General features: G+C 63.9%; 22 protein-coding genes and 2 pseudogenes. 10 read left to right on the plus strand and 14 right to left on the minus strand.

Features of this window, described 5'->3' with window-relative positions:
• Positions 1 to 87 precede the first annotated feature (87 nt).
• The 6 genes and pseudogenes from ABZ909_RS41405 to ABZ909_RS41430 all read right to left on the minus strand — a co-directional run bounded on the left by ABZ909_RS41405 (position 88) and on the right by ABZ909_RS41430 (position 4,356).
• On the minus strand, positions 88 to 366 hold the full coding sequence (locus ABZ909_RS41405; protein WP_357011497.1) for a hypothetical protein: 279 nt from the start codon (positions 364 to 366) through the stop codon (positions 88 to 90).
• 109 nt (positions 367 to 475) lie between these two features.
• Positions 476 to 685 (minus strand): hypothetical protein, encoded by a 210-nt coding sequence (locus tag ABZ909_RS41410; RefSeq protein WP_357011499.1) that lies wholly within the window; start codon positions 683 to 685, stop codon positions 476 to 478.
• Between the two features lie 114 nt (positions 686 to 799).
• The gene (locus ABZ909_RS41415) at positions 800 to 1,450 is read right to left on the minus strand and encodes a transglycosylase SLT domain-containing protein (protein ID WP_357011501.1); all 651 of its coding nucleotides are present in this window, start codon (positions 1,448 to 1,450) and stop codon (positions 800 to 802) included.
• A gap of 439 nt (positions 1,451 to 1,889) precedes the next feature.
• Positions 1,890 to 2,885, minus strand: a complete 996-nt coding sequence (locus ABZ909_RS41420) for an IPT/TIG domain-containing protein (protein ID WP_357011503.1) — start codon at positions 2,883 to 2,885, stop codon at positions 1,890 to 1,892.
• 409 nt (positions 2,886 to 3,294) lie between these two features.
• A pseudogene (locus ABZ909_RS41425) lies at positions 3,295 to 3,852 on the minus strand (transposase domain-containing protein); the annotation flags it as partial.
• 123 nt (positions 3,853 to 3,975) lie between these two features.
• Positions 3,976 to 4,356: a transposase family protein gene (locus ABZ909_RS41430; RefSeq protein ID WP_357011504.1), complete on the minus strand. Its 381-nt coding sequence runs from the start codon at positions 4,354 to 4,356 to the stop codon at positions 3,976 to 3,978.
• Here ABZ909_RS41430 and ABZ909_RS41435 point away from each other — a divergent pair.
• Together ABZ909_RS41435 and ABZ909_RS41440 are read left to right on the plus strand one after the other, a co-directional pair.
• Positions 4,349 to 4,672: a hypothetical protein gene (locus ABZ909_RS41435; protein ID WP_357011506.1), complete on the plus strand. Its 324-nt coding sequence runs from the start codon at positions 4,349 to 4,351 to the stop codon at positions 4,670 to 4,672. The genes ABZ909_RS41430 and ABZ909_RS41435 overlap by 8 nt on opposite strands.
• A gap of 26 nt (positions 4,673 to 4,698) precedes the next feature.
• A complete protein-coding gene (locus tag ABZ909_RS41440) occupies positions 4,699 to 5,022 on the plus strand; it encodes a hypothetical protein (protein ID WP_357011508.1) in 324 nt (107 codons plus the stop codon).
• Here ABZ909_RS41440 and ABZ909_RS41445 read toward each other — a convergent pair whose 3' ends face one another.
• The 3 genes from ABZ909_RS41445 to ABZ909_RS41455 all read right to left on the minus strand — a co-directional run bounded on the left by ABZ909_RS41445 (position 5,023) and on the right by ABZ909_RS41455 (position 8,360).
• Entirely contained in the window at positions 5,023 to 5,175 is a 153-nt protein-coding gene (locus tag ABZ909_RS41445) for a hypothetical protein (protein WP_357011540.1), read from the minus strand.
• A gap of 362 nt (positions 5,176 to 5,537) precedes the next feature.
• A complete protein-coding gene (locus ABZ909_RS41450) occupies positions 5,538 to 6,098 on the minus strand; it encodes a hypothetical protein (RefSeq protein ID WP_357011510.1) in 561 nt (186 codons plus the stop codon).
• An 885-nt stretch (positions 6,099 to 6,983) separates the two neighbouring features.
• Complete coding sequence (locus ABZ909_RS41455) at positions 6,984 to 8,360, minus strand: DoxX family protein (protein ID WP_357011512.1); 1,377 nt, start codon at positions 8,358 to 8,360, stop codon at positions 6,984 to 6,986.
• A gap of 528 nt (positions 8,361 to 8,888) precedes the next feature.
• Between ABZ909_RS41455 and ABZ909_RS41460 the strand changes: the two genes are divergently transcribed.
• Together ABZ909_RS41460 and ABZ909_RS41465 are read left to right on the plus strand one after the other, a co-directional pair.
• On the plus strand, positions 8,889 to 9,584 hold the full coding sequence (locus ABZ909_RS41460; RefSeq protein WP_357011514.1) for a response regulator transcription factor: 696 nt from the start codon (positions 8,889 to 8,891) through the stop codon (positions 9,582 to 9,584).
• The gene (locus ABZ909_RS41465) at positions 9,577 to 10,671 is read left to right on the plus strand and encodes a HAMP domain-containing sensor histidine kinase (RefSeq protein WP_357011516.1); all 1,095 of its coding nucleotides are present in this window, start codon (positions 9,577 to 9,579) and stop codon (positions 10,669 to 10,671) included. The genes ABZ909_RS41460 and ABZ909_RS41465 overlap by 8 nt, the downstream gene beginning before the upstream one ends.
• Before the next feature lie 478 nt (positions 10,672 to 11,149).
• Here the strand turns inward: ABZ909_RS41465 and ABZ909_RS41470 are convergent, their stop codons facing one another.
• Entirely contained in the window at positions 11,150 to 11,866 is a 717-nt protein-coding gene (locus ABZ909_RS41470) for a flavodoxin family protein (RefSeq protein ID WP_357011518.1), read from the minus strand.
• A gap of 133 nt (positions 11,867 to 11,999) precedes the next feature.
• Between ABZ909_RS41470 and ABZ909_RS41475 the strand changes: the two genes are divergently transcribed.
• Positions 12,000 to 12,509: a hypothetical protein gene (locus ABZ909_RS41475; protein WP_357011520.1), complete on the plus strand. Its 510-nt coding sequence runs from the start codon at positions 12,000 to 12,002 to the stop codon at positions 12,507 to 12,509.
• A gap of 173 nt (positions 12,510 to 12,682) precedes the next feature.
• On the opposite strand, the gene ABZ909_RS41480 is transcribed toward ABZ909_RS41475, so the two are convergent.
• A complete protein-coding gene (locus ABZ909_RS41480; RefSeq protein WP_357011522.1) occupies positions 12,683 to 13,582 on the minus strand; it encodes an alpha/beta fold hydrolase in 900 nt (299 codons plus the stop codon).
• A gap of 225 nt (positions 13,583 to 13,807) precedes the next feature.
• Here ABZ909_RS41480 and ABZ909_RS41485 point away from each other — a divergent pair.
• A pseudogene (locus ABZ909_RS41485) lies at positions 13,808 to 13,930 on the plus strand (helix-turn-helix domain-containing protein); the annotation flags it as partial.
• A 177-nt stretch (positions 13,931 to 14,107) separates the two neighbouring features.
• On the plus strand, positions 14,108 to 14,524 hold the full coding sequence (locus tag ABZ909_RS41490; protein ID WP_357011536.1) for a helix-turn-helix domain-containing protein: 417 nt from the start codon (positions 14,108 to 14,110) through the stop codon (positions 14,522 to 14,524).
• Positions 14,525 to 14,880: 356 nt separating this feature from the next.
• Here ABZ909_RS41490 and ABZ909_RS41495 read toward each other — a convergent pair whose 3' ends face one another.
• Positions 14,881 to 15,567, minus strand: a complete 687-nt coding sequence (locus tag ABZ909_RS41495; protein WP_357011524.1) for a sensor domain-containing protein — start codon at positions 15,565 to 15,567, stop codon at positions 14,881 to 14,883.
• A gap of 691 nt (positions 15,568 to 16,258) precedes the next feature.
• The gene (locus ABZ909_RS41500) at positions 16,259 to 16,690 is read right to left on the minus strand and encodes a heme-binding protein (protein ID WP_357011526.1); all 432 of its coding nucleotides are present in this window, start codon (positions 16,688 to 16,690) and stop codon (positions 16,259 to 16,261) included.
• A 98-nt stretch (positions 16,691 to 16,788) separates the two neighbouring features.
• On the opposite strand from ABZ909_RS41500, the gene ABZ909_RS41505 reads away from it, so the two are divergent.
• Positions 16,789 to 17,217, plus strand: coding sequence for a MarR family transcriptional regulator (locus ABZ909_RS41505; protein WP_357011528.1), 429 nt, complete (start codon positions 16,789 to 16,791; stop codon positions 17,215 to 17,217).
• Positions 17,218 to 17,569: 352 nt separating this feature from the next.
• On the opposite strand, the gene ABZ909_RS41510 is transcribed toward ABZ909_RS41505, so the two are convergent.
• Entirely contained in the window at positions 17,570 to 17,896 is a 327-nt protein-coding gene (locus ABZ909_RS41510; protein WP_357011530.1) for a hypothetical protein, read from the minus strand.
• A 167-nt stretch (positions 17,897 to 18,063) separates the two neighbouring features.
• Between ABZ909_RS41510 and ABZ909_RS41515 the strand changes: the two genes are divergently transcribed.
• Both ABZ909_RS41515 and ABZ909_RS41520 read left to right on the plus strand, forming a co-directional pair.
• Positions 18,064 to 19,164, plus strand: coding sequence for a hypothetical protein (locus tag ABZ909_RS41515; RefSeq protein ID WP_357011532.1), 1,101 nt, complete (start codon positions 18,064 to 18,066; stop codon positions 19,162 to 19,164).
• 290 nt (positions 19,165 to 19,454) lie between these two features.
• The gene (locus tag ABZ909_RS41520; protein ID WP_357011534.1) at positions 19,455 to 19,625 is read left to right on the plus strand and encodes a hypothetical protein; all 171 of its coding nucleotides are present in this window, start codon (positions 19,455 to 19,457) and stop codon (positions 19,623 to 19,625) included.
• The last annotated feature ends 217 nt before the right edge of the window (positions 19,626 to 19,842 follow it).

Consider the following 19,842-nt stretch of genomic DNA (forward strand, 5'->3'; position numbering starts at 1 on the left):
GAGGCACTGTGATTCGAGTGGAGGTGAGAGACCTTCGCCGCCGTCCTGTCGTAGCAGAGGTGTGACCGGAATACGGCAGAAAGAGCTCTAACGCCAGTTTCCGTTCAACTGGACCCCTCGTGCCAAGAAGGGCGCGAAATCGTGCAGGGTCGCGAACCCTTCGTTGAGCATCGAGATCTGCAGCGACGCCGGGCCGCGCCCGTCCGCCGGCGGCGGGGCCACCTCCATGACCTCGAACTCCCACGCGGTGAACAGCCCGTCGGGCGTCTCCATCCGCACCATGGCCATCGGCTTGGCCGAGCGGATCGGTTCGTTGAACCACTCGTGCCACAACGTGTAGGACAGCTGAAATTCTTTGCCGGACATACCTTCTCCTGTTCGGTGTATCAATTTGAGGGGTCTTCAGAAGCCGACACACAGGCGTCGGTGGCGGCGTTCCCAGGGCTCGCTGCGGCCATTGAGGGCCGCGCAGCCGTCACACAGCGGTTCCCGGGTGCAGCGGGCGTGGGCGGCGGGATCGGCCGGCTGGCGGGCGTAGCCGCCGTCCTCCCTCGGTGCGCCGGACCTCGGGCGGCAGGCCGGTCTGCGGGTCGACGGCGATGGAGGTGACACAGTTCGGGCAAAAGATCATCAGCCGGTGGCAATTCCAGCAGTGTGCGATGACCTGCATCTGCTCGTCGAACATGGGCTGCTCCTTCCCGAAAAGCGGCGTGAGCTGCGTCAACGACATGTCCCCGGTCGGGGTGGGTGAGACTTGCGGAGGCCCGGCCGCGGGAAAGGCGGTCGGGCCCGAAGGGCGTCAGTAGGCGCTGAAGACATTGTCGATCGAGCCGTAGCGGTGCGCGGCGTAGTTGCAGGCGGCGACGATGTTGGCGACCGGATCCCAGATGTCGAAGACGGTGCCCTCGACGTGGTAAGCGTTGAAGGTCGGGTCGATCACCTGGAGCAGGCCCTTGGACGGGATGCCCATGGCCGCATTCGAGTCGTAGAGATTGATCGCGTGCGGGTCACCCCCGGACTCCCGCATCACGTTGCGCAGGATCCCGTCGTAGCTGCCCGGGATGCCGTTGGCGGTCATGACGTCGAGGGAGTTCCGGATCCACCCGTCGAGGTTGTCCGGATACGCCGGTGCCGGGGGCGTCTGGTCGGGTGCGGGACGCAGTTCCTGCACGGGCATCGTGGTGTCGGAGACCAGCTCGGCGGGCGGGATCGGCGGCGTGGTGGAGGGCTCCGCGGTCGGCACGGGGACCATCAGGCCGGGCTGATAGCTCGGCTCGGTGGTGGTCGGTTCCGTCGGGGGCTGCAGGGCGGTTGTGGCCGTGTCGTGGCCGGCCGCGGTGGCGATCACGGCGGCCGCGGTGACGGCCAGGGCGAGCGCGCTGGCGGTGCGGGCGGCGGGAGTGCGCAGCTTCGGGTGGGGCACCGGCAGTGCGGTGGGTCTGACGGGCATGGCGAGCTCCAGGCGACGGGGGAGGGGTTTGGCCAGAGGCGGCCCAGAAAACGGGATCTAGCGCGGGCCACCGGTTGCCGGTGTTCTGCCGGTGAGACTCGGCACTCGTATGTCAGTTGAGCGAGCTGCGGATTCGTCACTCGTGTCAGTAGGTCTCGTCACGGCTTGTCAGCGATTCGGCTGGATGCGGTTCAGGCGTGGCCCGCGAGTGTGGTGATGAGTCTGCGGGCGTAGGCACGGGTCAGCCGCCTCACTGCCCGGCGGGTGGTTTCGGCATTGGTCGCACTGTTCGACCACGCTGACGAGCAGGTGGTGCGCATCCGCGCTGCCGGTCGCAAAGGCTGGCTCGCGCTGACAACGACGACGGGAAGCTGTAGCAACCGGTAGCGGCCGCGGGCTGTTTCGTCCAACCCCATCGACGGCCCAGCCACACCAACCGTCAGACGTAGACGTAGGGGATACCGCCAGTGGTGCCGCCCACGGTGGTGACGATGACCTCCACCACTCCGGGGCTCCCCATGGGTGTAACGGTGGTGATCTGCGTGGTGGAGTCGACAGTGACCGAGGTCGCCGGGGTGCCACCGAAACTGACTGTGGCGCCGGTCACGAAGCCCGTCCCGGTCAGCACGACCGTGGTCCCACCGGCCACGGTCCCCGAACCTGGAGCTGTGGCGCTCAGGGTGGGGACCGCGGCGTAGGTGTAGGAGATACCGTTGCTGGCGCCACCCGAGCCGATGACGGTGATCTGCACGGTACCCGGCGACCCTGCTGGGGCCACGGCGGTGATCTGGGTAGCGGAGTTGACGGTGAAAATGGTTGCGGTGGTACCGAACTGGACGGTCAATGGACCGGTGAACCCGGTGCCGATGATCGCGACGGTGTCACCGCCCGCGGTCGGTCCGGAGATCGGGGAGATGGACGTGATGGTCGGAACCGCGACATAGACGTAATTCACCGCGTTGCTGGTGCCGCCCGGTCCGGTGACGGTGACCGACACGATCCCCGTGCCCGGCGGGGTGACAGCCGTGATCTGCGCGTCGGAGTTGACGGTGAACGAGGCAGCCGGTGTGGCACCGAAACTCACCGCGGTGACCCCGGTCAGGCCCGACCCGGTGAGCGTAACCACCGTTCCCCCCGCTGTGGCCCCTCGGCCGGGGCTGACGCTGTTCAGCGCGGGAACCGGGAGATAGGTGTAGGGCAGCGGGTTGCTGATGCCGTCCAGCAGTGCCTGGACGGTGACCTGTACCGTACCGACCGCACCAGCAGGGGCGATCGCGGTGATCTGGGTGGCGGAGTCGATGGTGAACGTGGTTGCCGTGGTACCGAACCGCACGGTCAGCGGACCAACATTACTGAACCCAGTGCCGGTGATCGTGACACTGGCACCTCCAGTGACGGGCCCCGAGGCCGGAGATAGGGATGTGATGGTAGACATGGCACAGCCGCCTTCGTGCTGGGGTGATGACTCTTGCAGTGGTCCACTGATTCCAGTAACGCCCCGGCACCGGTTGCCCGGCAATGCCTCTGCCGATCCACTTTCGTCCGTTTTCGCATCGTAGCCCGGGCCCGCAGACGCACAGCTGATCGGCCCGCTCGGCTCGCAGCCTACATACGTCCCGCCGTTTTTTGATCTGGCCGGATCTCGAGCGTCATCGCACTCGATGAGGTGCTGCGACGCATCCGGGAACCTGAGCTTGCTCCCGGTATCGCGTTGATGAACCGAAACCGTTGCGGTGAAACGGAAATCGGTACGTTGCCGAGCGAATAGGGTCTGCTCGAGCACCGCGGTCGCCAGCGGCGTCGGCGGCGTCGTTCACCGTCGACTCCAACACGGGTAACCAACAGTCGACGAGGGTCAGGACCCGCAGATGCGGGTAGCCCTCGGCGCCGCCACGGTGTCGCGTCAGTTTGCCCAGCCTCAGACGGATCCGCGGCTGATCGGCCGCCTGCAGTGAACTACAGCTGTCGAAAGCCACAGTGCGCCACCGCCGATAGCACACCCCTGGAGTGCTCGGTTGCGCCAACGGACCAGCTGTGATCTCGAACAACGCTTTCAGCGGTGCCGCACCCAACCGTCGCCGCAGATCCCGTAGCGCCTTCTCCGACGGCCGACGCAACGGCAGTTGTCCCAATCCCGCGACCAGCTTGTCCCACACGCGTTCATAGCCCAGAGTCGGGAAAACAGCCAGCGCCAGAACGAAATACACGCCTACCCGCGAGGGAAGTAGACGGGTGCGACGCTGCATCGTCCAGGTCTGGATGAGGATGTCGTCGATCAATTCGAACGGCAGGTACTGCGTCAGCTCCCCCAGATGGCCGGGCGCGAAGATTCCCCTGGCCACGGTGAGGGTGCGGGTGAGCGTTGTAGTGACAGACTGGTGCAGCAACGGGACCTCTCGGATGCAGGAAGACCTTGGTCGGCTTCACTGCCATATCAGAGGTCCCGTTGCCACGCTCGATCACGAATCACCCTCCGCGACAGACATGTTGACTCCCACCGCCGAGCCCTAAGGGCTTGCCGTGAATTAAGTCGTATATTGCATGAATACTGTTGGGCTGGAGTGGTATTGGATGACGGCATCGGCGTCTGCGAGGACGATCCCGGTCGCGGGGACGTCATGCCCGGCCAGGGTGAGCAGGGGTCTGGTCTGCTTGACGACGTTGTGAACGGTTTGCTGGGTGACATCGAACAGTGCGCCGATCGCCCGCTGACGGGTAGCGAACCGCAGGTGGAGCAGGGTGATCGCGACACGGTCGTCGAGGGACAGCTGTGCTTGCCGCCCGGTTCCGGGTGCGGTGCGGCGGGTGCCGCCGCGGCGGGTGTGGAGCTGGGCTTCGTGTTGCGCGTGGCGAGTCACGGCAACGGCGCGGCCGATGGAGCCGATCAGGTCGGAATCGATGTCCACCAGCCGTTTACAACCACCACCTGGCCTGCGCACCCGATTCGTGCCGAAGTTGATCTTCGAGGCTGTGAAAGCCCTTCAGGTGCAGCAGAATTGGTGCACCTCCCTCGAAAGTTCGAACGTGCCCAAGCACTTGATCACGATGGCAGCGATGGCGGTGGCCACGGCGCTCGAGGATCTGGGCGGAAGTCGTTGCCGGGCTGTCGTGGCGGCGATAGGAGCGGTCGGCGTGATGGTGCACATCGGTCCGCGGGGGGTGTCCCTATGTTCGTTGTCAAGTCGTGGGGTCGATGTTCTGGCTGGTGACGATGCCGGGTGAAGCCGGTTGTCGGTAGCGTGTTTTGGGTGGCGACGAAGGCTGAACGGCGGGCTGCCCGTGATTTGGTGGCTGCGTATCATGAGGCGCAGCTCGGTGTGCTCATTGAGCAGGTAGGCCGGGCGGTGGACCGGTTTCGCGGCGGCGAGCAGGACGCGTTCGAGGTCGATGCGGTGATCCATCAGTTCCATCGGGCGACCCGGCAGCTGTGGTCGTTTTGTGTCCAGTCCGGCAGGCAGGTGGAATCGACCGCGCACCTGATTGAGCGCATGGCCGATGACGGCGACGTCATCGATTGGTGGCAGCGCGGCGCGTCGGCGAAGGCTCGTGGTGCCGAGGACCGCGACGTGTGATCAGGCGGTGGCCGTGCCGCGGTAGGGCTGTTTGGTTTTCAGCATGGCGAACAGGACGTCGCAGCGGCGTCTGGCCAGGCAGATCAGGGCGGCGTTGTGCTTCTTGCCTTCGGCGCGGTGAGGTCGGGCCGGCAAAACCTCGATGGAAGCCATCCGCTCACTCAAACGCCGACTTTCCAACGTCATCTACGTCCAGATACTCACCGACCAGCAGCGACGCGAATCAACAGGCCCGGCAGGGCAATCGGGAACGACTCCTGACTCCAGCGTGACCGGCTCCAACCCGCACACCGATCCTTCGGACAAGCCACATCCCGGACCCACCAACAAGGCTAAACCCCAACCCCTGGCCAAGTCTTGACCTAAAGGGGCGCCATTACCGTGCACTGACGACGTTCGGCCGGCGTGCTCAGATGGCCTCTGCCCGTTGATCTTCCACGCACCCACGCTGGCCGGTTCGGTCAGCGCGGTCAGCGGCAATAGCGGATATTCTGTACAGCAATGGTTCTCATACGCTATGGCCGGGCATGACAGCCGGCGCTTTCCGCGCTGCCGGCGTTGGCATCGCTGGCAGCGGCGGCCGAGCCGCTGGCGCTGCCGACGTTGGGAGTGTTGTTGCCGGTAACGGCTTGCCAGGCTTGGGCACTACCAATGGTGACGCCGCGAAACAGATCGCTCATAACCAAATCCACCACCGTGTGGGGAGGGCTGTAATCGGTCGACTGCTGGCTGGTGATCGCGCCGCTCGCGCTCTTTTGCATCGCTACGACGTGAAGCGGTGTCATGAGGCAATCCAGGAAGAGCTGGAGGTGATAGCCGGGGTTGGCCGGCTGCAACGAGAACGGACTCCCTGCGAGCGCCGTACCGTTGACCGTGATCCACACCGGAGTCGAATCCGTAGCGTCCAGAATGATATCCGACCCGTCACATGGGGTGGAGCCCCCCCACCAGCGATCACAGACTACCTTGAGGCCGGTGATATCGGCGGAGGCCGGTGCCGCCCCGAGTCCGAGGCCGGCAACCGTGGTGGCAGCCACGATGCTAAATGTGTTGCGGGCCAGTGGTTTCAGTTTCATCGCTGCTGGATCTCCTTGGTCGCCCCGGGGGAAGGTCACCGGACGGCAGAAACATTAGCTACCGAACCAAGAATCCGAAACGAAATCACTTCAGAAGTTTGGGTATTGACACGCGAACCTCCGAGTGCCACACCATCCAAGTGCTGGCCGACATCTCTCAGCGGCGTAAACGGGGAACCGTTCCCGCATCGCGGCGTCGACGCGGACACATCCTCGACGGAGCCCCACGGTGGAACTGGCCGCGCTGCAGATACCACCGCATCAACGATGCCGCCGCTTGCACCCGGCCGTCCAGCACGCACAGCACGACAGTTCCGCGCAGCAGCATCGGATCCGCATGAGCTGTCATCGGCAGTAGCGGACGTTCTGCACGGCACCGGGTTTCGGCCGCCCGCGTCCCGCGCGGGCCGGTTCGGTCAGCGCGCCATGCGGCAGGAGAGTGCACCGCCGTGCGGGCACGAACGGCCAACCCAACCGTTCTAAATATGCACTACAGCTGAGGAATTCGCGCGAAATCGGGCTGTTGCAAAATTGGGTGGCGCGCAGCGCCACCCAATTTTGCAACAGCCCGGAAATTGCTGCTCTACGCCGGATTGTGAGGGATTGCACCGGTCGCACGGAACTCGGCAGTAGCGGACGTTCCGCCGACTTCGGATCGGCACGGCCAGTTGATCTTCCGATGCCCCGCGCTGGCCGGTTCGGTCAGCGCGGTATGCGGCCATGAGCGGATGCTCTAGTTGACAAGCCAGCCGTCGGCTTCTGACCCGTAGACCTCCGATTCAGCTGTCATTCCTGCGGTGCCTGATTCGGGTGCGGGTGGCGTGAATCGGGGGTCCCGAAGGCATTGGTGGCGAGCGCAATCTGGACTCGGCAGCGGCTGCATTTTCAAAGATTCGGACGGTTCTGCACCCAGTGAAACGGGGTGCTTCGCTGTGGGAAGCTGTTCGGGTCGATCCGGTCGAGAGCGAGTGTTACCTGGTGGCCGTCCAGTTCGCCGGTCAGCACGGCTTTGTCGGGGGCAGGTTGCTGGAAGGTGAGTGTGCCCAACGGATTCCGAGTGCGGTCCGGCTTCGCCCTCGATCCGGATTGCAGTGTCCCCGCGGTCAGCCGGATCCGATGGTCGGTGGCATCCAGGTCGGCGGGAACGGTTGCCAGGGTGTCGTCCATCCGTTGGTAGGTGACCGCGTCCGGATAGTCGAAGACCACTGTTTTCCAACGGGTTTCGTCGGTGGTCAGCGGTGGCACCGGCTGGCCGTCGCGGGTGTACTGCGACACCGACCAGATGCCGTACAGGGGAGGTTTGGGGCGATCGGGCCCGCTGCCACGCCAGGCGTGCCAGCCGCCGTGCACCAGCGCCACCGTAATCCAGATGCCGAGCGCGACCTGCATCAGCGCCGCGATACGGCGAGATCTCGTGGTGTGGAACGGATACGGCACGGCGGAAGGGCGGGTGGTGCGGTTGAGCAGCAATACTTGGATCAGCCGCCGCGCCTCGGGCGCCAGCAGCACCAACGACATCAGCAGAAAGTGCGTGGACGAAATCTTCTCCGGCACATCGAAGGTCATGTTCAGAACGACGATCTGCAGCGTATCGATCAGGGTCAGCAGCGCGCCGAGCAGCGCGGTTCGCGGAATGAACAGCAAGATCGCCGCAGTGATTTCCGCGGCGCCGAGCAGCATCTCGTACGGTCTCGACACACCTACCTGCGACCACAGCACAGTCATCGGCGTGAGGTCACCGTATTTGGTCAGCAGCGTGGTCAGCGACGGCTGTGGCATCTGCGTCGGAATCGCCTTGGCGATGCCGAAGCTCAACATCTGGCCGGCCAGCAAGAGCCGGATGACGAGGAGATACCAGCCTGCGAGCGTGCGATATTGCGTGCGCCGCCGGTCCAGCACCGACCACGCCACTGTCCCGGCCACCGCGACGGCCAGGATGCAGAACAACAGCACCCAGAAGATGGTCTGGTCACCGACGCCGTTCGGATACAGCTGTGCGGTGGTACCGAACAGGTGCTCTCCCACCCAGTTCAGGGCGGGCTGCAATTTCCGGATATGCCAGTACTGCGCGCCGTAGCCCAGCCAGTGGCCGAACCATCCGGTCAGCACGAAGACGATCGGCGGAGTCAATAAGCAGAACAAGCCGAGGTACAGGAAGCAGAACCGGAACGCGATGCGGGTGAGCGGTCTCCACCACACAGGCTCGGGTCGAGCCGGCTCCGCCTCGGCGTCATCGGTGGCGATGGTTGCGACTGCTGACAACCTGAAAGTCCTTTCGCTCAACAAGATGGGTTACGTCAGCGACCAGTAACGGATCGACCTGGCAGATGGCGCTGCCGCAGCGTCCCCAGTGAGTGGCTGGTAGTTACCGAGGTCGGGACCCGATCGCCGAGAGCGTCGGTAACTGCTGCGTCTTCGGATCGTGTGCGGGGTCGGGATACATGGGAGGGCCACCATGCTCGATCGCCTCGGAGCGCAGCTCGTAGTGCCAGGGCTGTCACTCGGCCGGGGAGGGCACCGTCCTCCTCGGTAGCCCTGCCACCGTGGTCGCGCCGAAGGACTTTCGCTGAACGAGGGCACCCATGACGATGCTGATCGACGGACGCGGGTTTTGATGATCGCAGCGGTGACGGCGACCAGGCCGACGCCGGTGGTCCTGTGAGTCCTGGCGGACCTCGTTCGTGCTGCGGTTGGGTGACTCATGCTGCCAGTCAAGGCGCCGTGGTGTTGTCAGCCCGTATGTGTTTTTCGATATGCCGACGATATGCGCGGGCTCTTAGCATCGAGAGCATGCGTGTGCTGGTCGTCGAGGACGAGCCCTACATGGCAGCGGCCATCCGCGATGGTCTGCGCCTGGAGGCGATCGCGGCCGATATCGCCGGTGACGGCGACACCGCTTTGGAACTGCTGAGCATCAACGCCTACGACATCGCCGTCCTCGACCGCGACATCCCCGGGCCCTCCGGCGACGAGATCGCTGAACGCATCGTCGCTTCCGGCAGCGGCTTGCCCATCCTCATGCTCACCGCCGCCGACCGGCTCGACGACAAGGCCACCGGGTTCGAACTCGGCGCCGACGACTACCTCACCAAACCGTTTGCACTCCGAGAACTCGTGCTCCGCCTGCGAGCACTCGACCGCAGGCGCGCCCACAACAGACCGCCTGTGCGGGAGATCGCAGGTCTGCGGCTGGATCCGTTCCGCCGCGAGGTCTACCGCGACGGCCGCTACGTCGCCCTCACCCGGAAACAGTTCGCCGTGCTCGAAGTCCTCGTCGCCGCCGAAGGCGGTGTCGTCAGCGCCGAAGAACTCTTGGAACGAGCATGGGACGAGAACGCCGACCCGTTCACCAACGCCGTGCGCATCACAGTCTCGGCACTGCGGAAACGCCTCGGCGAACCCTGGATCATTGCCACCGTGGCCGGCGTCGGATACCGCATCGACACAGCACCCAGCACCGGACATGAGGGAAGGGACCGTGAATAGGGCGCCTGGATTGAGCGTCCGCCTCAAACTCACCCTCAGCTACGCCGGGTTCCTCATGCTCGCAGGTGCCTTGCTGCTTGCGGTCGTGTGGGTGTTCCTGCTGCGCTACGTGCCCGACCGTGCGATGAGGAGGGCCCCCGGTAGCGGACCCAACCGCTCCGACCTTCTGAACGCTTTCGGCCCGAAGGCAGCCTGGGCGCTGGCTTTCCTGCTGGTGTTCGGTCTCGTGGGAGGATGGATTCTCGCCGGGCGCATGCTCGCCCCACTGACCCGCATCACGAACGCCACACGCATGGCCGCGAACGGATCACTCTCGCACCGAATCCGGTTGGAAGGCCGAAAAGACGAGCTCCGCGAACTCGCCGACGCCTTCGACACCATGCTCGCACAGCTGGAAGCACACGTTGCCGAGCAGCAGAGATTCGCGGCCAACGCGTCCCACGAACTGCGCACCCCACTGGCGATCACGCAGACACTTCTCGACGTGGCCCGCAACGATCCGAACCGCGACACCGGCGAACTGGTCGCCCTCCTGCACACCGTCAACATCCGAGCGATCAACCTCATCGAAGCATTGCTCCTGCTCAGCCGCGCCGACCAACGGTCCTTCACCCGAGAAGACGTCGACCTGTCCCTCACAGCGGAAGAAGCCACCGAAACGCTGCTCCCCCTCGCGGAAAAACGCGGCCACACCATCGAGACCTCCGCCGAGATGGCGCCCACCATCGGCTCGCACGCGCTCCTGCAGCAGATGACAACGAACCTCGTGCACAACGCGATCGTCCACAATCTGCCTGAACAGGGCACCGTGTGGGTGACGACCAGCGCTCACTCCAAGACTGTGGTACTCACTGTCGAGAACACCGGCGAGAAGCTCACCCCCGGGTTGGTTTCCACGCTTGTCGAGCCGTTTCAGCGCGGCACCGAACGCATCCGCAGTGATCATGCGGGTGTCGGCCTCGGCCTGGCCATCGTCAAGAGCATCACCCAAGCACACGACGGCACTCTCACCCTCACCCCCCGGGCCGCTGGGGGGCTTCGTGTGACGGTGCAACTACCCGTCGCGCCACCGCACACTGGTAGATGACGATCAGCAGCATTGCCGCACGGCATCGATGGGGCGTAACCGGACAACCGAGTGGGACAGCACGAACCGGTCACGACAACATCGTGTAATCGGCAGTAGCCGATGTTCCGCCGGCCTCGGATCAGCACGGCCAGTTGATCTTCCGATGCCCCGCGCCGGCTGGTTCGGTCGGCGCGGTATGCGGCATTTCAGTGCGTTTCAAAGTCTTGCAACGTAACCAACGCGATCGACCGCGATGATCGAACCGGCCAGGACGCCGCGCCAGGCCGACGAACAATGCACCGGGTAGTCAGGCACCGAGTCTGTTCACCAGGCTCAGCGGAAGCTTTGCAATCGAAAGGCATCCAAGCCTTCTGGGCACCGTTCACTCATAAGTAGGGACGCCCGCCGACGCAGCGATCAATCCGCATCCGATTCGGGTCGTCGAACAAGATCCTTAATGGAGTTGTCCCGATCAGCGTGGCCTGGTGTCATCGGTTCAGCGGTAATCCGGATTGTCGAAGTCATATCGGCATCCTGCTTCCCAGCCCGACCGGATGTTGCCGTACGCCGGTATACCACCGGCGGCGCGCAGTATTCGCGCCAGATGCATCAAATTCCAGGTCATGAAGGTGGTGTTGCGGTTGGTGAAGTCGTTCTCCGGGCCACCCGAGCCCGGGTCGAGATACGACGGGCCGGGCCCGGCCTCACCGATCCAGCCGGCATCGGCTTGCGGCGGAATCGTGTAACCGATGTGCTGCAGTGTATAGAGGACATTTTGAGCGCAGTGTTTGACACCGTCCTCGTTGCCGGTGATCAAACATCCACCGACACGGCCATAGTACAAGTACTGCCCGGCATCGTTGAGCAGATGCGACCCACCGTAGAGGCGTTCGTGCACTCTTTTCATGACCGAGCTGTTGTCGCCCAACCAAATTGGGCCGGCCAACACCAGGATGTCTGAGGCCAGCACCTTTTGGAAGATCATCGGCCAGTCATCGGTGGCCCATCCATGCTCACGCATGTCGGGCCAGACCCCGGTGGCGATGTCATGATCGACCGCGCGCACCTCCTCAACAGTCACACCGTGCTTTTTCATGATGCCGGTGCTGATATCGATCAGGCCCTGGGTGTTGCTCAACTCCGGCGAGCGCTTCAGCGTGCAGTTGATAAACAACGCGCGCAGCCCGGTGAACTCATCAGACTGAACTGTCAAATGAATTGCTCCTTTACTCCGTTGCCGTCGGCTGTGCCGCCGCCTCGAAGCCGCCCGCGCCGCCGACGAGAGGTCGTGTCCTGGCACTTAAGCTACCGCCCCAATTGCCGCTGAGTCTGTAAGGATTGCGGGCGTGACGCGCCTTTCACAGAAATTCGTTGGAGGGCCTGACTGTGCTCCGGCCCTGTTCGAGCAGAGCATCTCGGTGAAGATCCTCTACGACATAGCCGCCTGCGAGCACACCGAGCGAAACTTCCTGCTCGACCTGGCACTCGCGCGGGCCGAGGACCGGCGTCGTGACATCGTCCGCAAGACCCGCGGCGGCCTGGAGGCGGCAGCCCGGCGCGGCAACCTCGGTGACCGCCCGCGTGCGGTCGATGACGACAAGCGCCGTGCCATCCTCGCCCGCCGCGCCGAGAGCCAGTCGCCGCGTGAGATCTCCCGGGGAGTCGGCGTCAGCCTCGCTGTGGTCCGCCGAAGTGAAGGCCGCCGAACGCGGCACCTCCGACGTACCCGTCCCGGCTCCCGCGCCGGTTCCACCCGTGGTGACCGCGCCGAAGTCCCAGCGCTGATCAGCGCAAATGCCGAACTTCGTTGGATTTTCGGCGAGTTCTACCGCGACCCCAACTACTCGTCGTTGTAGTGATCGACACCGCTGGGGCACGCAACTCGGCAGAAGCGGACGTTCCGCTGGCCTCGGATCTGCACGGCCAGTTGATCTTCCGATGCCCCGCGCTGGCCGGTACGGTCAGCGCGGTATGCGGCGGAATGCGCGTTCAGTAGGCACGTTGGCGCCGTGGAGAACTCGTTGTTGGTTCAGGCGAGGCGGTCGAGGATGGCCGCCAGTCTGCGGGCTTGTAGGACGACACCCACGTGTCCGGCCGCCAGATCGTGGACGTCGAAGGGGTTGTCCGGTGTGAGGCGGTCGGCGTCGTCGATCATTTTCGTGGCCAGTGCCGGGGAGATCACGTTGTCCTGGGTGAGACGGATGTAGCTGCGGGGTATCCGTCCCCACGTATCAGCTTCCACTCGGGCGTCGGCGAGGCTGGTTTGCGCCCCGTCTTCGGGTTGCATGCCGTAGTTGATCATCGTCAATGTCTGTTCCAGGGTGGCTTCGGGCATGTTGGTCAGCCGAAAGTCTTCCAGGGCCTCGGGATCTGGGGAACGGAGGTTGAAGCGGATGAGTCCGCGGGATACCGGTTCCATTCCCAGGAAAAGCGAGTGGTCGGCGTTTGGGGCCGGCACATCTTTTATGGCCTCGGGGGTTTGGCTCAGCGCCATGGCGCTGGGTGCATCTGGAGTGGATGGGCAGAATGCGGAGAGGTAGACGAGGCGGTGGATGGCTTCGGGTATGGCGTTGCCGACCAATCCGATCGTGATGCCACCGAGGCTGTGCCCGACAAGGATGACCGGCCCGTGCCGCCGCACCTTCCGCACCACGTCGATCACGTGGGTGACGTTGTCCTGCACCGTGATTGCTGCCATAGGTGACGACGACGCTGCGAACGCGGCAATGTCCTGCGCCTGGTAGGCCAGTGATATCGAGGCATCGAGCCCGTGTCCGGGAAGGTCCACCGGCAGGCTGCGGTGGCCGAGCAAGGCAAGTTCGCGGACCACGGGAGCCCAATAGAAACTATTGCCTGTCAGGCCGTGTACGAACACGAACGTCGGTGCAGCGGTTGCTGTTTCGGCATCGTGGTGAGCGGGTTCGGTCATCGGGTTCCTTCCAGCGTACAATTTTCAGCCTGCGCCGAACGGTAGGTCGCCTTCCGGGGATGCCCAACGAGAATGTTGTGGGAGACAGCAGTTTCCGCAGATAGAGTGAATATCTAGAATGCAATGAGCATGCCGGAAAACGCAAGAGCGAGCATTCGATTTGCAATGAGATGCCGCTGAACGCATACCGACACGGCACCACGACGCCGAAGGGGAACCGTACCGATGCCGGGAGCCAGACTTACCTTGCAGGAACGGGAATGCATCGCAGCAGGACTGGCCGACGGATTGGGATACACCGAGATCGCCCGTCAGCTCGATCGGCCGGCCTCGACGGTCAGTCGCGAGGTAACTCGTAACGGTGGACCCAGCCGATATCGTGCCGAGCGAGCACACCGGGCAACCACCACGCGATCACGGCGAGGCAGGACAACCGTGCCTCCGCAATCGGCTTCGGCCCTGTCAGTCGAGTCCGACCCCGACGATGCTGTGAATGCGTTTGCGGCACAGTTCACCGATTTGTTCGTGTACGACGGGATGCCTCGAATGCAGGCGCGGGTGCTGACCTGCCTGCACCTGACCGACTCGGGCAGTCTCACCGCCGCCGAATTGGTGCATCGCCTCGGAGTGAGCCCGGCATCCATCTCGACAGCCGTGCGTGCACTGGAGAAGCGGGATCTTATTCGCCGGGAACGTGATTCGCCGCGCCGCGACCGGTACTACATCGACGATCGCACCTGGTACCGCACCACGCTCAACCTTGCCCGCGCCTCCGATGAAAAGGTCAAGGCAGCTCGCCGCGGTGCCGAAATCCTCGGCGCAGCAACCCCTGCCGGTCGCCGCCTGACCGAGATCGGCCGATATCTCGACTACCTCGGCCGCGAGATGGTCCAGGCCGTCGAACGGTGGCACACATCAAGAGCGCACTTCGACGATCGCTGATACGGAGCGGCTCAATGCTTTGCGAGCGAAGCGCAAGTGCTCTGCCGATGCTCGAGCGGCCGTCGCCGACCTGCCCGCACCGGCTTCCGACAGTGACTCGAAACCCAAGACCACGATCCGTGGAGCAGCGATGCCCGTTCTGAACCGCACTCAATTCGGCTAGTTGCGGACGTTCCGCCGGCCTCGGATCGGCACGGCCAGTTGATCTTCCGATGCCCCGCGCTGGCCGGTTCGGTCAGCGCGGTATGCGGCATATGGTGCGTTCGAAGACCTTCGCCTTGTCGCACGACTGGGCTGCCCGATTGCGCTGAGTTGATGTCTGGCCGTGTCACTGCTCTGTGGGGCACGACCACCGCCTACGAGCGCAGCGCGGTCGACTCCGCCGAGACGGCCGCCGCCCGGCTGGTGGTCGGATCCTGAATGCGTCCCTGCATGACGGCGAGCCGGGTGAGCAGGGTCTGCGCGAAGGCGGCCTGCAGGGCGGCGCTGCCCCGCTGGACGGTGTACACAGTGAGCAGCGCCACGACACCGACGATCGTGTGGAAGACCGTCCGGTTGTGGGCGGTGTCCGCGCCCATGATCGTCTCGATGACGATGTCGTGGCTGTCGCCATAGGGAATGAACCTGCCCCACAACCAGTACGTCAATCCACCCAGCGTCATTGCCCACCACACGATCAGCAGCACGAACGTGATGATCGCGATCGGTAGGTTGACGACGGCGTACAACAGATCCAGCCAGCTCTGCGGCTGCCCGATCGGTGCGGTGATCCGACGGAACCACCCCGCCCCCTCCGGTGCCTCGGCGTACCGAGGCCGTGGTGCCACCCTGCCCGTCAACTGCAGAAGGCGTACGCGCTCGATGTCGGCGAAACCACGCGCGAACAGCAGCGTCAGCGCGAGCAGCGGAATCCCGATGACGATCACCGCTATGCCGATGCTCGCCGCGAAAAGGGACACAAGCAGGCTGAAACTGACCACTGCGAGGGGCAATCCCAAGAACGTGTATGCGAAGTCGAGGCCCAAGCGCCGGATGATCGTCACGCAGACAACGCTAGGACCACACCCAGCGAGACCCCATCCAACCCTGGTAGGGGATCGGGCTACCCCCAGGGAGGGACGGCAAAGCCAGTATTCGCTGCGCGACCGCGCGACCAGCGGCATTATGGTGCGTTCGCAAAAGCTTCATCACACTCGGCGCGGCTGAGATATCGCCCGCGCGCTACTGGTTCGATGCCGTCACTCGGATATCGAAATAGCTGACACCGGTTGCACCCTCGAGGTGGACGACGCCGTGGCGCGTTACAGGCAGGCCGACCTCGCTGCGAGAGACGTTGATCTCGGTCGATTCGAGGGGCTCATCGGTGCGATCCTCTACCGTTGGCGATTCACCGTCGATCGCCCACGCTTCGACAAGGACCGTCCCCCTTCAGAGGGGACGAAGGACAGATTCACGTTTGGCAGGATGTCGGTCACGTTCACCGAACGGAAAACATAGACCGACCGCCCGTTTCGGTGAACAGAACCGCCGCGGACTCGAATTGCGCTCTGCGACCACTGTCATCCGACAAGTTCACGTCTGCCAGCTTCATCCCAACTCCGTTGCATGCGAGCACAATCCAACGTCTGGCACTGTAGTCGTTCCCGGAGGATCAGCCCCCGCGAGCCAAGGGTAAGTTGCGACGCCTTACGAGGTCCTCAGACGATAGCGATTCCGCTACTCAGCGATGCTCGTTTAACCGGACACGGGTGCTGGTGTAGAGGACGGTTTGAGACCGAGCGCAGCGTCGGCAATCTCGTCGTCCTCCGCGGGCGTGCTTCCGCTGATCGAGAGCGCGCCAACGACTACACCATCGCGCCGGATCAGTCGGGAACCCGCGCCGGCGATGATGGGCGCCCCTGCTATCTGATCTATCTGCGCGAACACGGTAGGCCATGCCTGCTGCATCTTCGCCAGGTCAGGGCCGTCGCGGTGGAACAATGCGCAGCTTGATGCCTTGGCCGGAGCGACGCGAGCCGACAGTGGCGACGCTCCGTCCATGCGTTCGAGAACCCGCACGTGCCCGCCGGCGTCGACGATCGCGACTGTGATCGACACACCGAGCAGTTCGGCATGCTCGCGCACGCGGAGGCTGATATCGCGAGCTTCGTTCAGGGTGAGTGACATATCTCCGCCTTCCGATATTTCTTGGACCAACCAAGCTTGGCGAGACCAAGAGTAGCGCGATTAGTGGGAGCAACCAAGGAATTGGCTAGAGTTCGTTCATGGAGATGGACGCCCCTACCCGACTGCGCGGCAAACTTAGTTGGTTGATGAACAAGGCTTCGGTAAGGGCGCATCAGCTCGTCGGAGAAGCGATGGCCGCTGCGGACGCCCGCGCCTACCACTTCGCAATCCTCGCCGCGGTCGAGGAGTTCGGCCCAAGCAGTCAAGTGCTCATCGGTCAGCGGTGTGGAATCGACCAGAGCGACATGCACGCCATGCTCGCTGAACTGGCGAAGCAAGGTCACGTGGAACGTGCGCCCGACCCCACAGACCGACGCCGCAATCTGATCACGCTCACCGAACTCGGGCGACACCGACTCGACGAATTGGACGTGGCACTGAGCGCGGTCCAGGACAACCTGTTCAAGACACTATCGGCGGCGGATCGAGACATCCTCACCGTGCTGTTGACCCGTGTTCTGGACTAGGCACTGGCTCCCGACGCTCACGATCCCGGCGTAGGGGAAGGACGCCGCGAGCGGAGCCGGGGAATTCCTCATGGAGACCGATGAGCCATTGCGGTCGCATGGCACGATGCTATTCGCGCTGACCGCGACAGAGCGCGGCAATCTGGTTGGGGCAGTCAGCGATTCGGGACGATGACCACGCTGGTAAGCGGACGGCTGGACACAATTCCGGTCAGCCACACCGACATCCTCAACTCGGCGGGATAGTACGTACCGGCCGCCTCGGATCGCCACGGCCGGTTGATCTTCCGCCGCGCCGCGCTGACCGAGTCGGTCAACGCGATCTGCGGCAGAATAGGCGTTTCGGCTGGTACTACCGACGCACCGGGAAAAGTAGGTGCAGCACCCTGTCGCCGTGGATGACCACATCAGGGTCCGCGAGCATCAGCTGTCCGTCGGAAAGCGTTCCGAAGTACGGTTTGCCGCGACCGAAGACGACCGGCACGATGTCGATCGCAACGTGGTCGATGAGCCCTAGCGAGAGCGCCTGCCCGCCGACATCGCCTGCGCCCACACCAATTTCACCCGCGCCGGCCAGCTCCTGCGCCCGTGCTATTCCCTCCTCTACCGAGGTGCCGAAATGGTATGACGCCTCTGGGTGCCAACCCATCGGCCGCGCCCGGTGTGACACGACCACCACGTGGTCGCTCGCCGGTGGGCGGTGGCGAAATGGGCGGCTCAGAGCTTGCGGAATTGTCCTGGCCTTCGAACAAAGCGACTCGAATCAATCCGGTCCGGTTGCGAAGGCTTTCAACGCCTGTCACTATCGGCTCTCATGATCGGAAGAATCAAGTTCTCCACCGCTCGGTGAGCGCGATCACCGGCGCGGCCCAGCCCAGCCCACAGACCTCCTTCTACAGCCATGCTCTTGCCCTTGCTCGGAGATACCCGGGCATTCCACTGCCCCATGAAGGCAGACCGTATCCGGACGCCGAACGCCGAAGCATTCGCGTGGGGAGTGACGACAGGGCCGATCACCAGGGCACCCGTACGAGCCGCCTGATCGATGAATACTTCAGCGCGCCAAGGGAAAACCGCGACATCGGACGGCTCTGCAGCGAAGTCATCGAGTACGACATCCAGAGTGCCCTGTGGCCGTCGATGGCGGAGGCAATTAGCCGCGCGGATCTCGGCCAGGTTCACGAGCTCGGCCGTCGTCTCACCCGCACCAGCATCGACGAGAACCCCACAGTGCTCGGCATGGCGATACTCGCTGCCGTCGGAACCGAAGAAGACGTCTCGCTGATCCAGACGATCGGATTGCTGTCCAACACCTTCGGACTTCTGGCCGCCCAGGCTCTCGCGCGGCTTCCCGATGCCACGACCAACCTCATCTGGCTCGCCGACCGCACCGCGGGCTGGGGTCGCGTGTATCTCGTCCAAACCATTTGCGAGCTCAACGATCCCGCAGCCGAACCGTGGCTACTGCGCAAAGCCTGCGATGGGGACTACCTCAACGGCGAATACGCGTACAAGGTTGCCTGTGCCGTACCGATCCACCAAGCGATAGCGGCACCGGATGCCGACGAGGCTCTCATCGACCACACCGGAGACCTGATGTCTACGCTGGTCTGGAGTGACGGCATGGGGGGCACCATCTGGGACTACGAGCACGGCGAACAGGTTCTCACCGACTACCTCTCGCACATGGGCGCGCTCGCACCAACCTTGGTTCGGTATCGCTGGTTATGGGTTCTCGCCTGCTTTCTGGACGGTCGCCCGAACCTGTCACCACCGAACTGGGCAACCCTGAGGTCGCTACGAACCGGCTACTGGTCACTTCTGACCACCCCGCCATGGCATTCCGTACTCATTGCGGCGTCCACCAGCGACAACGAACGAACTCGTGAATGGGCGTTCCGGATCCTCGACGAGCTGCGCCAACGTGCCGCCAACGGCGGCGAATGACTGCGTCGCCACCACATCGCCGACCCTTGCATCGGGCTGCAGGTCCTAGCGGTCAGCGGCATGACAGTGCGTCGGTCGCTCAATTCCGACCGACCGACCGTGTCAGTAGCCAGATTCCGGCTGGAACGCCGAGAGTCAGCACGTACTCGCCAGCGAGGGAACCCGAGCCGCTCGGGCCCACAACAACTTCCTCGAACCTCCATCCCGGCTTGGCCTTTGCCGCAATGCGTGCCTCTCTGCACGTGTAACTCCGGGTAGCATGTGGTGAAACGACTATGGAGGGGGACATCATGTCGTCGAACAGTCACCGAGAGCAGGCCGATGATCCACGCGCCCGGTGGCGCCGCCTGCCCGTCGAACCCGCCCAGTACGTCGAGGAGACCCATGTCGACGGGAGTTCGTCTCGCTACACGGTGCCCACCGTCGACCCGACCCAGGACTTCATACGCCTCTACGGCTAGTGATGTGTCAGGCTGCCTTCGGTAGGTAATCCGGGCCGTCGGATTTTCGATCTGACAGCGAAGTCGCGGACAGCCCAGGCGGATTCATCAAGGGATCTCGGGGAGACGGTTTCGCACGACATTCGGCTAGTTAGACACTTGCTGTCAGGGTCAGGTCCCGGCCAGGATTTGATCCAGGTGCCCGGTGGGATGCTCCCAATATTCGGCTGCCCGCCGT

The sequence above is a fragment of the Nocardia sp. NPDC046763 genome (assembly GCF_040645495.1).
Classification (GTDB): Bacteria; Actinomycetota; Actinomycetes; order Mycobacteriales; family Mycobacteriaceae; genus Nocardia.